The 15,485-nt window shown below is 63.4% G+C and carries 18 protein-coding genes; 13 read left to right on the forward strand and 5 right to left on the reverse strand.

The genetic code is table 11. The features are described 5' to 3' along the window. The first annotated feature begins 49 nt into the window (after positions 1-49). Entirely contained in the window at positions 50-610 is a 561-nt protein-coding gene (locus HZF05_RS07260) for a TetR/AcrR family transcriptional regulator C-terminal domain-containing protein (RefSeq protein ID WP_160363687.1), read from the forward strand. Between the two features lie 257 nt (positions 611-867). Here the strand turns inward: HZF05_RS07260 and HZF05_RS07265 are convergent, their stop codons facing one another. Both HZF05_RS07265 and HZF05_RS07270 read right to left on the reverse strand, forming a co-directional pair. Beyond that, complete coding sequence (locus tag HZF05_RS07265) at positions 868-1,608, reverse strand: SDR family NAD(P)-dependent oxidoreductase (RefSeq protein ID WP_160363688.1); 741 nt, start codon at positions 1,606-1,608, stop codon at positions 868-870. Positions 1,609-1,611: 3 nt separating this feature from the next. Beyond that, entirely contained in the window at positions 1,612-2,532 is a 921-nt protein-coding gene (locus HZF05_RS07270) for an NAD-dependent epimerase/dehydratase family protein (protein WP_160363689.1), read from the reverse strand. A gap of 89 nt (positions 2,533-2,621) precedes the next feature. On the opposite strand from HZF05_RS07270, the gene HZF05_RS07275 reads away from it, so the two are divergent. Continuing rightward, positions 2,622-3,509: a LysR family transcriptional regulator gene (locus HZF05_RS07275; protein ID WP_160363690.1), complete on the forward strand. Its 888-nt coding sequence runs from the start codon at positions 2,622-2,624 to the stop codon at positions 3,507-3,509. Between the two features lie 85 nt (positions 3,510-3,594). Here HZF05_RS07275 and HZF05_RS07280 read toward each other — a convergent pair whose 3' ends face one another. Further along, entirely contained in the window at positions 3,595-4,167 is a 573-nt protein-coding gene (locus HZF05_RS07280; RefSeq protein ID WP_160363691.1) for a flavodoxin family protein, read from the reverse strand. Between the two features lie 33 nt (positions 4,168-4,200). Further along, positions 4,201-4,551 (reverse strand): DoxX family protein, encoded by a 351-nt coding sequence (locus HZF05_RS07285; protein WP_160363692.1) that lies wholly within the window; start codon positions 4,549-4,551, stop codon positions 4,201-4,203. Positions 4,552-4,693: 142 nt separating this feature from the next. On the opposite strand from HZF05_RS07285, the gene HZF05_RS07290 reads away from it, so the two are divergent. Beyond that, the gene (locus HZF05_RS07290) at positions 4,694-5,278 is read left to right on the forward strand and encodes a TetR/AcrR family transcriptional regulator (RefSeq protein WP_160363693.1); all 585 of its coding nucleotides are present in this window, start codon (positions 4,694-4,696) and stop codon (positions 5,276-5,278) included. 563 nt (positions 5,279-5,841) lie between these two features. On the opposite strand, the gene HZF05_RS07300 is transcribed toward HZF05_RS07290, so the two are convergent. Continuing rightward, positions 5,842-6,750, reverse strand: a complete 909-nt coding sequence (locus tag HZF05_RS07300) for a LysR family transcriptional regulator (protein ID WP_160363694.1) — start codon at positions 6,748-6,750, stop codon at positions 5,842-5,844. A gap of 153 nt (positions 6,751-6,903) precedes the next feature. Between HZF05_RS07300 and HZF05_RS07305 the strand changes: the two genes are divergently transcribed. From HZF05_RS07305 to HZF05_RS07350, 10 genes are all read left to right on the forward strand, one after another. Beyond that, positions 6,904-8,196 (forward strand): MFS transporter, encoded by a 1,293-nt coding sequence (locus HZF05_RS07305; RefSeq protein WP_181638813.1) that lies wholly within the window; start codon positions 6,904-6,906, stop codon positions 8,194-8,196. A gap of 35 nt (positions 8,197-8,231) precedes the next feature. Next, on the forward strand, positions 8,232-9,368 hold the full coding sequence (locus tag HZF05_RS07310; RefSeq protein WP_160363696.1) for a muconate/chloromuconate family cycloisomerase: 1,137 nt from the start codon (positions 8,232-8,234) through the stop codon (positions 9,366-9,368). 14 nt (positions 9,369-9,382) lie between these two features. Continuing rightward, positions 9,383-9,682, forward strand: a complete 300-nt coding sequence (locus HZF05_RS07315) for a YciI family protein (protein ID WP_160363697.1) — start codon at positions 9,383-9,385, stop codon at positions 9,680-9,682. 22 nt (positions 9,683-9,704) lie between these two features. Beyond that, positions 9,705-10,532: a 3-oxoadipate enol-lactonase gene (gene pcaD, locus HZF05_RS07320; RefSeq protein ID WP_160363698.1), complete on the forward strand. Its 828-nt coding sequence runs from the start codon at positions 9,705-9,707 to the stop codon at positions 10,530-10,532. Between the two features lie 107 nt (positions 10,533-10,639). Further along, positions 10,640-12,079 (forward strand): alginate export family protein, encoded by a 1,440-nt coding sequence (locus HZF05_RS07325; RefSeq protein WP_160363699.1) that lies wholly within the window; start codon positions 10,640-10,642, stop codon positions 12,077-12,079. A 558-nt stretch (positions 12,080-12,637) separates the two neighbouring features. Then, positions 12,638-13,171, forward strand: coding sequence for a hypothetical protein (locus HZF05_RS07330; protein ID WP_160363700.1), 534 nt, complete (start codon positions 12,638-12,640; stop codon positions 13,169-13,171). A 119-nt stretch (positions 13,172-13,290) separates the two neighbouring features. Next, complete coding sequence (locus HZF05_RS07335; RefSeq protein WP_160363701.1) at positions 13,291-13,716, forward strand: hypothetical protein; 426 nt, start codon at positions 13,291-13,293, stop codon at positions 13,714-13,716. Continuing rightward, on the forward strand, positions 13,716-14,396 hold the full coding sequence (locus HZF05_RS07340) for a hypothetical protein (RefSeq protein WP_160363702.1): 681 nt from the start codon (positions 13,716-13,718) through the stop codon (positions 14,394-14,396). Before HZF05_RS07335 ends, HZF05_RS07340 begins: the two co-directional genes overlap by 1 nt. Before the next feature lie 153 nt (positions 14,397-14,549). Beyond that, positions 14,550-15,023 (forward strand): hypothetical protein, encoded by a 474-nt coding sequence (locus HZF05_RS07345; RefSeq protein ID WP_160363703.1) that lies wholly within the window; start codon positions 14,550-14,552, stop codon positions 15,021-15,023. Positions 15,024-15,289: 266 nt separating this feature from the next. Beyond that, on the forward strand, positions 15,290-15,469 hold the full coding sequence (locus HZF05_RS07350; RefSeq protein ID WP_160363704.1) for a hypothetical protein: 180 nt from the start codon (positions 15,290-15,292) through the stop codon (positions 15,467-15,469). Positions 15,470-15,485 lie beyond the last annotated feature (16 nt).

Genomic DNA, 15,485 nt, shown 5'->3' on the forward strand with positions numbered 1-15,485 from the left:
GAGAGGGTTATATATATCAACGATAGATAAATCTATCAACGGTAGAGAAATGGCAAAGATCCGTCGCGAGGAAATTATCGATGTTGGCCTGGCTCTGCTGGATGAAATCGGGCTCGACGCCCTGACGACCCGCAAGCTGGCGTTGCGCCTCGGTGTCGAGTCGCCGACGCTCTATTGGCATTTCAGCACGAAAGCAGCGTTGATGTCGGCGATGGCGCTGGAGATGGTCGCCAGGCACCATGTGCTGCCGGTAGCGGATAATACCGATCGCTGGGCGGACTGGCTTGGAGACAATGCGCGAAGCTTCCGCGCCGCCCTGCTCGCGTGCCGGGACGGTGCGAGATTGCACGCCGGTTCCACGCCCGAAAGCGATGCGGAAGCGAATATCCTGCTCAAGATCGCCTATCTGCGACGCGCCGGGTTTTTGGAAACCGATGCCCGGCTGGCGTTGCTGACGACTGGCCAGTTCGCCTTGGCGAGCGCGCTCGAGCAGCAGGCGCACGAGGCAGCTCCGGCGGGGTCTGGTGCGCTGGCATATGATGCCGAGACCGCCTTCGGATTCGGTCTGGACGCGATGATCGACGGTCTGAGGCTTCGGCTTGCTCGCTGAGGCCGGCAATCAACCGCCGCCCTGTGTAGCGCCCCGGCAACGTGCCTCCGAAAGTCGCCCAAGCGCTATCTACCACGGCTGTGCGTTCCGCGCCGAGGATCGATATTTGCGCCAACGGCCGCCTCGTCCCGCGAGCCGGCGTCGCTTGTCGACCAGTTCGAGGCATCCGTTGACCCGAACTTATCCCCCGAAACCGGCCGTCGGATCACGCGATCGGCGGACAAGCGGCATAACATTGTCCGCCTCGGCCGATTGTCTCAGAGCCTCATCAATCCCCCGTCTACCGCCAATGTCTGTCCGGTCACGAAGCGGGCATCGTCACTGGTGAGGAAAGCCACGGGCCCCGCAATGTCGGCGGGCTTTCCGAGGCGCTTGATCGCCTGGGTCATGTAGACCTGCGCCTTCTGCTCGTCGGGCATGCCGCTGGCGCCTTCGGTGTCGGTGATCCCGGGATGCACCGCGTTGACGATGATGTTGTCGGCCGCCAACTCGTTGGCAAGCGCGCGTACCAGCCCGACGACGCCCATCTTCGATGCGACATAGTGCGAGAATCCCATCCCCGGCGGGGTGACCAGGCCGACCGCGTCCGACGCAATCGCCACGATGGCACCACCGCCGGCCTTGCGCATGAGCGGCGCGATCGCGCGCGCAGCCAACATGTGCGCATCGAGATTGACCGCGAACACCTTGCGCCAACCTTCGAGCGTCATCTCATCAATCGTTGCGACGGGATAGATTCCGGCGGCATGAACGAGGATATCGGCCTTGCCGAACCGGCGCTTGACCTCTTCGGCCACGGTCGCCCAACTCGCTTCGTCGGAGACATCGGCTGCGATTGAGACCGCGCCGTTGCCGATCGCATTCGCCGCCTCCGTCGCATCCTCGCGACCGACGATCACGACGGTCGCGCCGCGCTGCGCCAAAAGCTCGGCGATGCCACGGCCGATGCCTTGCCGGCCGCCGGTAACGATCGCGATCTTGCCTTGATGCGTGTTCATGTCTCACTCCTTGGTTGTGATGGATGCGGCCAGCGCGCGCAGGCGCGGTTCGCCGATTTCGGACAGCATGTCGGTATGGCGGGGCACCCATCCGAGCGCGGCGCGGGTGGCGGCATCGCGGATCCGACTGGACACGCTCATGATCAGCGCGCCGAACTCACCCCAGATCTCGGCAGCCTTCTCCATAGAGACCGACCGGGTCGGCACGCCGAGATCGCGCGCCACGGCCTCCGCAATCCAGCGGTTCGGCAGTTCGCCGGCTACCCCGTGATAGAGCGTGCCCGGCTTGCCCGCCTCGATCGCGCGCAGGAACAAGGCGGCGACATCATCGACATGGACGTGGCCATAACCCGCGAGGCCATTACCGACGTAACAGGCGCTGCCGGTCGCCGAGACCGATCTGTAGACCATAGGCACATGGCCGTGGTCGCCTGGCCCCCAGATCAGTGGCGGCCGTACCACCATCGTCCTCAACCCGTTTGACGACGCCGCGCGGACGAGCCGCTCGGCTTCGACACGCGGTTCGGCCAGCGGTTCCGGCAGGAAGGCGTCGTCCTCCGCGAAACTGTCGGCGCTCCAAGCGCCCGCCGTCCGCTGACACAGAACGCCCGATCCCGAGAGGAGCACAAACGTCCTGCCACTGCCCGTCAGGCCCGAGATCAAGCCGGAGACCGCCACCAGCTCCACGGGCGGCGCGATCTGGGCGGCATAGATGACGACGTCGTGCTCCCGCGACGCAGTCACCACGGCATCCAGGTCGAACTCCACATCGCCCGCGACGGCATCAATGCCGGATTTTTCGAGCTGCGCGATCGCGCTCGCCGATCGGGCCAGCCCGCTGACGGCCCAGCCGTGTTCGGCGAGGTGGTGCGCGATCCGCCCACCCACAAATCCAGTGGCGCCAATGACGAGTGCGTTCGGCATGACATGCTCCTTCGAGAGGGCATGTCGGTTGCGACCACATCTCGCAGTAGCCTATATATTCAGATAATATCTATCTACAGAACCGATGGATGCTAGATGGCTTATCGCTCGATCAACTGAGGACATTCGTCGCCGCGGCCGACAGCGGCAGCTTCTCCGCAGCCGGGCGGATGCTGGGGCGCGCGCAGTCGGTCGTCAGCCGGACGATCGCCAATCTCGAGGGCCAGTTCGGCGTGCGCTTGTTCGAACGTGTCGGTCGCTACCCGGTGCTGACGGCCCAGGGGACGAGCCTTCTCGCCGATGCGCGTCGCATCGTCACCGATGCGGATCAGATGCGGGCGCGTGCCAGGAGCCTTGCCGACGGGCTGGAGGCCGAACTCGCGATCGTCGTCGATGTGATGTTTCCCCAGCCGCGCCTGACCGCCGGCGTTACCGATTTCAAACGGTCCTTTCCGAGCACGCCACTGCAGCTCCATGTGGAAGCGCTCGGCGCCGTCGCGCAGTTGGTGCTGGACGGCATCTGTAGCGTCGGGATCACCGGCACACTGCCGTTCCCGCCGCCAAGCCTGTCGGCAGAGCCGTTGATGAGCGAGGAGCTTCTGACTGTCTTGGCTCCGGATTCGCCTCTGGCGATGGTGGACGGCGTCGTGCCGCTGCGCATGCTGCTCGACGAGACCCAGCTCGTGTTGACCGACCGCTCCCGACTGACCGACGGGACCGACTATGGGGTGCAGGGAAAGAATATCTGGCGGTTGTCCGACCTCGGCGCCAAGCTGGCGTTCCTGCGGGCGGGGCTTGGGTGGGGGCACATGCCGCGCTGGCTCGTCGAGGACGATATCGCCGCTGGTCGCCTCGTTCCAATTGTCATTGAGGGGCCGGCGGCTGGCATCATGCCCTTCCAGGCAGTCTACTTGTCGAACGCGCTGCCCGGACCGGCGGGGCGCTGGTTTTTGCAGCGCCTTTCGCAGACCTGCTGACGTCTCCATCCGACCAGTGACCGCTGTCTACGCAGCCCTCTCGACCCTCCGGAAAGCGGCCACTCCAAGGCAGTGGTGACCGAAGTTAGCACCGAATGGCATTCCGCTGCGCAACCTCAGCAACACGCGTGCCATAGTGGCGCGCCGTCTCCAGGTCGCCCTGTGACATTTCTTCGGGCGTGGAATCGGCGTCAGATTGCGCCATTGGCGCGATATAGGAGCCCATCCGATTGATATCGTCGCGGACAGAGGCCTTCACGTTGGCCGGCTTGAGGCCCAGCGACACCCACAGCCCGCCATGCTGCCCGGCAAGCAGCACGAAATAGTTCAGCGTGTTGAGCTTGTCGCCGTTCAGGCTGGCGCTGTTGGTGAAGCCGCCGAAGACTTTGTCCTGCCACTTTGCCTCGAACCATGCGCGGGAGGAGGCATCGGCGAATTTCTTGAACTGCCAGCTCGGCCCGCCCATGTACGTTGGTGACCCGAAGATGATCGCATCGGCGGTGTTCAGCACCTCCCATTGCTCGTCGGAAAGATTGTCTTCGGCATCGATCGGCAGCAGCTCGGCGCCCGCCCCCTGAGCGACCGCTTCAGCCATGCGGAGCGTATGGCCGTACCCGGAGTGGTAGACGACGGCGGTCTTGATAGCGGTTTCGGTCATAGCGGTTTTCCTTGGTTGAGTGGTCGGGAACGTTCAGGCGGCGTGGCCGAGACCGGCCAATGCCAAGAGAAACAGGAATAGAACTGGCGGCGGCAGATGGCGGTAAAGCCGGCGTGCGACGATCGCGGCGATTGCGGCAGCCATGATGCAGCTTCCCAGAGCGATGCCGATAAGCCGGCCGGCCGGCGGGAGCAGCAGCCCCGCAGTGACTAATTCGAGCACGGCCGTGACCCAGCACCACCAGCCGGGAAAGCCGAGGTTGGTGAAGCTAGCGCGAATTTTAGGATGGCCGGTGGCGTTGGCGATGCCGCCAGCAGCAAAGGCCGCTGCCGCTAGCCAAACTGCGATAGGCTCAATGGGTGGCGAAGTGATCGGATTGCACATCAACTATCCCCGTGCGGTGAAGCACGGAGCCTTCCGCTGAACCTATGATCGCAAGATATCCTAGCGATGCTAGATCTTCAATATCTTATGGAGAGTTTTTCTAGCGTGGCTAGAATGTACCGTAATCAGCAGGTCTAGGGCTTTGGGCATCAGCGAACGCAAAATCCGCGAGAAATCGGAGCGTGAAGGCCGAATTATCGCTACGGCGCGCAGAATCGCCGAGGAGGAAGGCTGGGAGGCGGTTACCATCCGGCGCCTCGCGCAAGACATCGAATACAGTCAGCCGGTGGTCTACTCGCACTTTGCAAGTCGGGACGCGATCGTCGGCGCCGTTGCGCTCGAAGGCTTCGGGGACATGGCGGACGCATTGCGCGCCGCCGCTCCCGAATCCCTTAGCCCGCGCGAGGCGCTGGAGGCGGTTGTCACCGCCTTCCTCGATTTCGCTTTCGGCCGGCCTGCGATCTATGAGGCGATGTTCGTATTGCCTAGCGGCCTGCGCTTCGCCCGATCGGACACGCCACCGCAATTGCGCAACACGTTCGGCGCTCTGATGGCGGCGATCGCTCCCTTCTGCCGGGATGCGGAACTTGCCACGGAAACCTTCTGGGCCGCCCTGCATGGCCTAGTGGAGCTTGAACGTCATGGCCGAATTAGGCCAGCCTTCCGTGCCTCGCGCCTCTCCCTCGTCGTGGAGGCGATCTGTCATACGCCAGACGGTGGCACATAGGCCTTTATGGGTTAGCCAATCTTCATTACCGAGCGGCAGCTACCTGCATTCGTCGCCCGCGACCCAACGTTCGGCTAAGTCCCATGGCCGGTCGACCGCCTTCGGCAGCAGTCGACCCAAATCTCGCCATCGAGCGGCAGGCACTTAAACGTCTTGCTACGATGAGACCCGACTGTGAAATGTCGCCGAGCATCTGGTCACAGGAGCCGACACATTGGCCCTTCGCCACGTCGAAGGCGGCGGCACTTTCGTCAAATCAATCCTTGCCGATCCCAACTTTGCCGAAGTCGCTTGAGGCAATCTGTTTTGGGGCGGGCGTGGGCAACGAAAATAGATCTACGAAGCGGCGCGCCAGTGTTCCGTCTCCACTGATCCGCAATGATCCTGCCGCTTCGGCGTCCGCGAGGGGAAGATAGGCGTACACGACAGCCGCCAAAGCGTCGGGCGAGCCGGCGAACAGCGTATCCTCGTCAGGATGTTCACCTGCGGCGCATACAATCGCGCCATTCGATAGCAGGCATTGAGCATGCTCCTGACGCCGCCGTCGATGTAGCAGCTGTCTTTCACCGTGGCTTGAACATTCCCTGCTCGTTCAGTTCGGTTGCTCGCTTGGCGATGTGTTGGATCGCCGGCGTCAGTCGTTCCGCATGCCAGATCATCGCAATGTCGGACCTGTGCGTCGATTTCCGTAATGGCCGATACTCGACATCGCGCAACTGCAGACGGTGGATCGATTCCGGCACCAATGCCACGCCCCGGCCAGAGGCTACGAGGCTGACAATCGAGGCGAACTGATGCGATCTCGAGATGATCCTCGGCTCGAACCCGGCCACCCGGCACGTTTGCAACTGCGTATCGAAAAAGCCCCATCCTTCGCGGAGGTGCGTGGCGACAAAATCCTCTTGTGCAAGATCGTGCACTGCGATGCTGTCGTCCAGCAACGGGTGGCCGCTTGGCAGGCAGGCCATGACGGCCTCTCTCTGGAGCGTCTCGATCACGAGACTTCTGGGCGGCGTTCCGATCGGCAGGCGGAGCAGGGCGATATCGATCGCCCCATCCAGCAACATCTGGATCTGAGGTTCGGCATCGGCCTCGGTTACGCCGATCGTCAGATCGGGAGCGGACTGGGCGACCGTGCGCAGCAGCCGCGAAAGGATGCCGGAAAAGGCGATCGAGCTCGCATGGGATAATTCGACGTGTCCGACCTCGCCGCGTTGCGCGCGCATCGCCACGAGCCGGGCGCGCTCCGCCTGCTGAACGGCCGCGCGCGCCTCCCGCAGAAACTCTGTGCCTACGCTGGTAAGCCGCACTGAACGGGTACCTCGTTCGAATAGCCGCACCCCGAGTTCGGCTTCCAGTTTCTGAATTTGCTGCGTCACTGCGGGCTGGACGAGATGCAGTCGCTCGGCCGCCCGGCTGAAATGCAGGGTTTCCGCCACAGCAACGAAGGATCGCAGGTGCCGCAAATCCATTTGATCACGATTTCCAAATAAAATAGCCGTAATGATTATTAGACACGATAAGTCCCGACGATGCAATCATTCTCCCGCAAAACAGCGCGGGAGAGAGAGGTGGGCACAGGCTTGGTGCAGGATTGCGCGGCAGTCTTTGACGGGGCCGCCGCTATGCACGTTCGATCCGTTATGGAAGCGGAGAAGGCTCTTTACCGCAAGATCGTCTGGCGGATCGTGCCGCTCGCGATGCTAGGTTACGTCATCGCCTACATCGATCGCATCAATGTGGGTTTCGCGAAGCTCCAGTTCGCGTCGGACCTCGGCTTCTCCGATGCGGTCTACGGCGTGGGGGCCGGGCTGTTCTTCGCCGGCTATTTCCTGCTGGAGGTGCCGAGCAACATGCTCATGCACCGGATCGGTGCGCGATCGACCTTCGTGCGGATCATGGTTCTGTGGGGCGCGCTGACGGTCGGCATGGCCTTCGTTTCCAGCCCAATGCAATTCTATGTGATGCGCTTCCTGCTGGGCGCTGCCGAGGCCGGCTTCTTCCCCGGTATCATTCTGTATTTCAGCTACTGGTTTCCCGAGGCGATCCGGGGCCGCGTGACCTCGGTCTTCGCGATGGGCGCTTCGGTTGCTGGGCTCGTCGGCAGCCCCATCTCCAGCTGGCTGATGTCGCTCGACGGACTTTATGGATTGCGAGGCTGGCAGATCCTGTTCCTCTACGAGGGGTTACCCGCAATCTTGCTCGGCTTCGTTTGCCTGTTCGCGGTCACTGACCGGCCGGAACAGGCGTCTTGGCTCGACGCGGGGGAAAAGGCGCTGCTCGCGACCAGGCTCGCGTTTGATAAGCGCGCGAAGACGGACACGGGCGGCGGCGGTCCGGCGGACGCGCTGAAGAACCCCAGGGTCTATCTTTTCGCGCTCGCCTATCTGTCGATTTTGGCAGCCACACAGGCGGTGGCGCTGTGGACGCCTAGCCTGCTCAAGAACCTGCACGTTAGCACCGGCACGATCGGCTGGCTCACATCGGTGCCCTTCCTGACGGCGATGATCTGCACCTTCCTGCTGGGCCGCAGCTCCGATCGCTTCGGCGAACGCCGGTGGCATTTCGCGGCTGCGATCTCTGTGGCTGGGTCGGCGCTGATGCTGTGCGGCCAACTGCCCTCCGGCGTCGCGTCGATCCTCGTCAGCATGTCGCTGGTCGCGAGCGGAGCCTGGGCCGCGCTCGGCGTCTTCTGGACCATGCCGCCGGCACTCCTGTCGGAGAAAAGCCGGGCGGTGGGAATCGGCGTCATCAGTAGCGCCGGCGCGATCGGTGGGTTCGTCAGCCCGACCATCGTAGGCTGGTCGAGCACCTCGCTCGGCAGCCTGTTTCCAGGTTTCGCAATTATCGGCGCGATGCTGCTGCTCTCCGCAATCGTGGTGCTGCTCGCGATCAAGCCAGGCGCGACCGCCCGCTGAGCGCGCCGATTTCCGAAAACGCCGAGGATCCCTCCATGCGTATCGCTTCCATCGAAACCGTTGTGTTCGACCTGCCGACTATCAGACCGCATAAGCTCGCTATGGCGACGATCAACCAGCAGAGCCTGGTCCTCGTGCGCGTGCGCGACGAGGAGGGTCACGAGGGGCTCGGCGAGGCGTCGGTCATCCCGCATTACGGCGCGGAGACGATCGAGGCGATCCAACTCGTCATCGACCGCTATCTGGCCCCGGCCCTGATTGGGCGCGATCCCGCCGCCTTCGAGGCGCTGGTCGCGGCGATGGACGTCACGATCAAGGACAATGGCTATGCGAAGGCGGCGATCGAGATGGCGTGCGTCGATCTCGCAGCGCGCCGCCTCGGGGTACCCGCCTCGGCGCTGTTCGGAGCTGCCGTAAGGGACACGCTGCCAATCCTGCTTGTGCTGGGCGGCGGGGAGGCGGACGCAGATTGCGCGCTCGCCGACGAGATGCTCGACAAGCGGCTGCACAACCGCTTCCTAGTGAAGATCGGCAAGGCGGAGCCAGACAGCGATGTCGCCCGCGCGATCGCAGTGAAGGCACATGTCGGCGATCGGGCGATCGTCCATGTCGATGTCAACCAGAGCTGGGACGAGTCGACCGCGACGCGCGGGATCGCGCGACTGGAGGATGGGGGCATTGCGGTGGTGGAGCAACCGCTGCCGCGAGCGGATATCGATGGGATGCGCCGGCTGTCCGAACGCTTCGCCGTGCCGATCATGGCGGACGAAGCCATTGAGACGGTGGAGGACGCACTCGCCTATGCGCGCGTCCGCGCCGCTGACGCCTTCTCGATCAAGCTGACTAAGCAGGGCGGGCTGTTGCGCACCCGCAAGGTCGCCAGCATTGCCGAGGCGGCGGGCCTCACCCTGTTCGGTGGCACGATGCTGGAAAGCGGCGTCGGCACGGCGGCATCCGCCCAGCTCTTCTCAACCGTGAGAGCCCTCCACTGGGGATGCCAGCTCTTCGGCCCCCTGCTGTTCGCTGACACGATCACGGTCGAGCAGCCCGTGTATCGCGATTTCGAGCTTCAGGTGCCGGCGGGGCCCGGCTTCGGCATGAGCATCGATGAGGACAAGCTGGCCTTCTACGCCCGGGACCGTCCGCGCACTTCCATCCGCACCGCAGCCTGAGCCGAGGAAGCGTCATGCCCTATTTTATCGAAACCTGGGACAAGCCGGACCACCAGCAGGTCCGTGCCGCCCATCGGCCCGCCCATCTGGAGTTCTTGGCGGCCCATGCCGACACGCTGCTCGCTTGCGGGGCCAAGCTGCACGACGACGGGCAGGATCGCGGTGGCGGGGTCTATATCGTCGCCATCGAGGATCGCGCGGAGGCGGAGGCTTTCATCGCCGCTGATCCCTTCAGCACCGCTGGCCTGTTCGAGCGCGTCAGCATCATACGCTGGCGCAAGGCCTATTTCGATGGACGATCCTTTCTCGCCTAATCCAACGGAAGACACCCCGGTCATGCCATTTTCGACACATGGGGGCGCAAAGCTCCATTGGAAGCTGGAGGGACGATCGGAGGCCCCGCCGTTGGTCCTGCTGAACTCGATCGGCACCGATATGGACCTCTGGGCCGAAACGCTGCCGCTGCTGCGCCCGCATTTCCGGCCGCTACGCATCGATACGCGAGGTCATGGCGCTTCGGAGGCGACGCCGGGCGACTATAACCTCGGCATGCTGGCCGGCGACATACTCGCCGTCATGGACGACGCCGGGATCGATCGGGCGCACGTGGCCGGCGTATCGCTGGGCGGTATGATCGCCATGGAGCTTGCCCAGAGTCACGCCCACCGGGTCGATGGTCTGGCGCTGGTGGGCACATCGGCGACGATGGACCGTCAGGCATGGTCCGATCGGGTCGCCGCCGTGCGCGACGGAGGGATGGCTTCGATCGCAGATCTGGCGATGGAGCGCTTCCTTTCGCTCGAATATCGCGTCACGCATCCCGATGTCGCTGCGACCGTGCGGCATGGCCTGGAGACCATGGCCTCGAACGGCTACGCGGGCTGCGCGGCCGCGATCCGCGACATGGCATTACGTGATGGGCTGGCGACGATCGCTGCGCCGACGCTCGTCGTGACCGGCATGCGTGACACATCGACTCCCTTTGCCGGCCATGGCGACATACTCTCGGACGAGATACCCGGCGCGCGCGCCGAGGCGATCGATGCGGCGCATCTCGCGCCTCTCGAAGCGCCGGCCGCGCTGGCGGAATTGCTAATCGCGCATTTCGGCCCGTTTCCAGAAGCCGGCCGCAACGGACTGGCAGGAGCGATCGCGTCGCCCTGAGGCGACGCCCTGCCGGAATATATTCAAGGAGAGGGGGAATGGAGCATATCCTTCTGGCGAGCCTGCTCGCCGGCACAGCGCCGGCTGTCGATGCCGTGCCGCCGACAGTGCCGTCGCCCGTCGAGGCGCCGAGAAGCGTCGTCGACCTGCCGAGCGTGCGTGCGCCGCTGGGCTCGCTGGTCTACACGACCGAGGCCCTGGGCCTGGGGCCGAAGATCGCAGGTGGCTATTCGCTTTCGCGCTGGGCTGAGGACTGGTCCTATCTGCGAGATCGCTCGAAGCGGAACGACGTCTTCGATCCTCTCAAGTTCATTCCGCTCGATCGCGAGGGAAATGTCTACCTGACGCTCAGCAATGAGGAGCGGCTCCGCTTCGATTCCAACTCTAATCCGGGGCTTAAGAAAGGGGCGACGGCCAGCGATGCCTTCAAGTTCCGATCGTTTCTCGGCGCCGATCTCCATTTTGGCTCCTCCTTCCGGGTTTATGGGGAGTTGGCCGATGCGCAGTACAAGGGCCGCAACATTATAGCGACGGGCGCCAATCAGAACGATCTCATCGTCCAGCAATTGTTCGCCGAGGTGCATCGCCCGGTCGGCCAGGCCGAGGTCGGCGCTCGCGTCGGTCGCCAGGATTTTCTCGACGGGCCTATCCAGCTTATCTCCAATCAAGAGAATCCTAACATCCACACCACTTTTGACGGCGTGCGCGGCTATATCAACGGCCGGATCGTGAGGCTTGACGCCTTTGCGCTCGACTATGTGAAGCAGGGGTTTGGCGCCTTCGATGACCCGACCGATCATGACCAGCATTTCCGCGGCATCGTCGGCGGAGTCCTGCTGAGCCCGATCGACAGGGCCCGCGTCTACAAGCTGTTCCTCAATCCCTTCTTCTTCAACTATCGTGGCGATGACATCCGGCGCGGCGGTTTCATCGGCGACGAGGATCGCAGGATCTACGGCGCACGGCTGTGGGGAACGATCGGATCCGTCACCTTCGACTGGTCGGCGGATAGGCAGGACGGCCGCTTCGCCAACAGGGACATCAATGCCTATCAGATATTCCTGATCCAGAGCATCGCCTTCCCGAAGGCGCCGTGGAAGCCAGAGCTTGGCCTCCACCTCGATTTCTCGTCCGGCGGGGGCAGCTTCGACAGTGGCTCGAAGCTGAAGGCGGCGACCTACCTTTTCGGGACAGTCCCCTTCTACAGCTACTCGACCTTACTGGGGGCATCCAACATTCGGGAGGTCGCACCCAATCTTTCCGTTTTTCCTGTGCCGAAACTGAAGATCGCGCTTGAATATGACATGTATTGGCGGGATAGCCAGCACGACGCCGTCTACAACGGCACGGGCGGATTTTTCGCACGCACCGCCGGCGTACGCGGCGCCAAGATAGGCAATCAGCCGCGTGCCAACATCACTTACCAGATCAACAAGCATTTGTCGCTCACTGCGCGGTTCGAATATCTTCGGGCGGGCTCAGCACTCAAAAATGCGGGCTATGCGGGCAACATGTTTACCGCCACGTGGTTGACCTTCCGTTTCTAGCCCATCGCGCGATGATGACCCACCACGCTGACTGCCTGTTCTGATATCAGGCTCATGATAGGGACTCGTCGGGTTTCGCCGCCTGTGCCATCTGCGGCACTCGCACCCCGCCTGGGTCACACAGCGGCTGAGTTCGTCCTTTCCGCGGCCTCTGGTGATAGCGATGCGCTGGATGGTCGGATCAGGCGCGTCCGTAGTCTAATTAATCGCGTGACGAACGACCGGAAGTGGCGACAGCTGTCGTTCGGAGGAGCGCAGCTGATGGGCGGCTTTGTCCCAATTCTCGCCGTTTGCTGCCTGTCTCCAACCCACCAAGTGTTGCCATTCTCCTGTGGTGGCGCGAAGGTCCAATTTTGAAAGGAGCCGCCGATCAAGCGTCGTAATGAGGCTTTGCCGAGCGGATGCCCGGCTTCTGGCTGACACGAGGCGACCCGGCGGGTGCGTTCTAGCAAGAGAATAGAGGCCGGACGGCAGCGGGAAGCTGCCTGCCGGGACGAAAGGTGGGTGGCCTGAACCGGGCGACGATCGCCCGGCGATCCTCGCGCCCGAAAGTCTTCCATGCCCAAACATCCTCACGAACTCGCCTCGGCGACGTCGCTCGTTCTCCTGCAACCGCTGCTTGCCGCGCTTAACGCGGCCGACACCGCGATACTGAAGCCGGCATCGTCTCTACCGATGCCCTGTTTCCATGTGGCGTCGATGTACACCCTGCTCTGCGCCACCCCGATCAATTCGTTACCGGTTTTCCGCGCTGCGATGATCTCGGCGGCGGCGCTGAACAAGGTCGACGTGGTCGTTGTCAAACATGGCTTGGCACCGGAGGTCCTCGACGACGTGACCATCGACGTAGTGACGGGCCGCACCCGCTCGGTCCAGATGCTGTGGGATCTGGGCCGCTATCGTGCCGTCAACGGCAGCAGCTGGCTTGTGCCGCCGGCTGGTGGTGCTGGACCCTCGGTGCGGATCGACGCGGCCGGGCTGACGCTCGTTGCCGAACCGCCCTATGCCGATCTCGACGAACGTGGTGACGGCCTGGCCCGCGCCGCCCGCGAGACCGTGTTGGCGATGCGTCGCCTGCGGAGTCCGCGATGACCAGCGCACGGATCGGCCACAACCGCTGAAGGAACAAGGGGCTTTGGGGAGAAGGTCGGCTTCGCCGGGAAAGATGAAAATCTCAACGTCGGGCCGCACTCCAAAAGAGGACAGCCTTCATGACCGACACGACCGACCGCACGCACCGCCTGCTCGCTGATATACTGCGCCGCGCCAACGGCGGTTCCGATCCTGCCCTGATCAAGCTCGCCGTCGGGAGAAGTATCCTCCCGGCGGATGCCGAGGAGATCGGCGACCGCCGCCAGCGACTGCACGTCACCGCTGACAGCAGCGGCCGCCTGATCGCGGCACTTGGGATCGCCACACACTTTAAGATGCTGTGGTCACACGACCTGGCCTTTTGCCTCGCGCCTTCGGGTCTGATCTTCCTCCAGTCCTTCCAGACCCCGCTTATCTATGCGTGGGTGGAGGATGGCCAGTTCCTGCTCGATCGCGGATCGCCGCTGCCGACGGTGACGCAGCGGCTCCAGGCGATGGCGACGTTCGACGCCGATTTCGTCAATCTCCTGGCGGAGATGGCGTGATGGCGAAGAGCAAAGCGAAGCTCGCAAGCGACACCGCGATTGTTGTCGCGCCGCCCGGGCCGCGAGCAATGATCATCAACGCCGAGGATAAGCCGAACCCGAACAATCCGCATACATGGTTTCCGCTGCTGGGCGATCCGCCCGGCAGCAGAGGCGATCGCATCCTCTGGGGCGTCATGCGCAAAGCCTATCGAGACCGCATCAACAGTGCCCATGCCATGATGACCGCCAAGCTGCGTCCGGCCTGGAGCCCGGACGAGCGCGCCGTGACGGCGGTGCGCCACGACATGCTTGCGCCAGCGGATGCCGACGACAGCTTCGCCGATCCCTGGCTGTTTGCAGCCCGGATCGATCGCGAGATCGCGGTGCGCGCCGACGGGAGCACGCCGCTGCTCGCCTATGCCACGATCACGCCCGGCGACATCCGGTCGCTCAATCATTTTCACGAGGAGGTGCGGATGATGGCGCGTGAACTGGTGGCGAGCTTCGGCACGCCGATCCTCGCGGTCCAGCATGCGCCGGGCCATGCCGGCAATCCGGCACGGCCGCACGTCCATCTGCTGCTGTCGCCCTATATCGTCGGGCCGCTCGGCTTCGGCGGCACGTTCGCCGGCTTCACCGGCGACAAGGGACGGCAGATCATCGTCGATGCCTGGACGAACCGCACCCGCTTCGTCTGAGCAACGGACGCGGGGCGGAACCGTCGTTCCGCCTCGCTGCTCCCGAATATGGCGCATCCGCGCGGCAAGCGAAGAGATTGGATTTGGCAGGGATCCGTCGAGGACCGGGAGTTGGGGGAAAGGCCCCTGGCGGGTCCGAGGAAGACCGACACCATGATGATGACCCCGATCGAAGAGTTTGCCGTTGCAGCCCACATGCGGGCGCTGATGAGCCTGTTCGAAGGCGAAGGACCGGAACACAACAGGATCCTCTATCAGGCCGTGATCGGTTTCGATGTCGACCTGGTCGGCCGGCGCTGCCGCGAGATCGACGCCGCCGATGCCGACGGCGTGATCGCGATCTTTGATCCTGACGCCATCATGGACGGCCCGCTGCATGTCGGCATCTGCATGCGCGACCGCGAGATGGTCCGGCTTGATCTTGGGCAGCTCTGGATGGGGCGCGACCCACGCGCGGTGCTCGTCGCCAACCGGGGCCACTTCAAGGTCGAAGACGGACGTTTCGTCGAGCGGCCCGGTAAGCCGACTGCCGATCTAACCCGTGGCAAGGGTCGGGCCCGCCGCAGGCTCGCAGAACTCGTCTCCATTCGCTGTGGTGATGGCGTCGTGACTATGTCGATCGATTGAGGCGTCAGCGAGCAAGCAAGGCCGGAATCTTGATGTTCGCGGCTTGGATTTCATGGCGCATTTTTGCCCCATGAGCTAGAGATCGACCGGTTATTTCAACAGGAATTAAAGCTGCAAGCAATATCAAAGAACCGGCTACCTGCACGACCGTGTTTAGATGCGATAGCATCAATACAGCTATCAACCACCGGTCGGCACCTTCTCGAAGTCGCGCTGGAAAGGGCGGGAGAGAGGCATTCTCTCGGACGAAGTCCGAAGGAGGAAAATTGGACAATATGTATACCTTCGCCGCGATCCGCGGCATCCAGGCGAGCCGCGCCTTCTACGTCGCGATGATCCCGCTCAAAACGCTGGAACGGCTCTTCAGTTACGACGAAGAGGTGACGTGCGCCCCTGATTGTTACCACTCAGAGGTAGAGTCCGGCTCCTTCATGATGGTTGGTTGAGGGGATGGCAACGGGG

It is taken from the genome of Sphingomonas chungangi (assembly GCF_013778325.1).
GTDB lineage: Bacteria > Pseudomonadota > Alphaproteobacteria > Sphingomonadales > Sphingomonadaceae > Solisphingomonas > Solisphingomonas chungangi.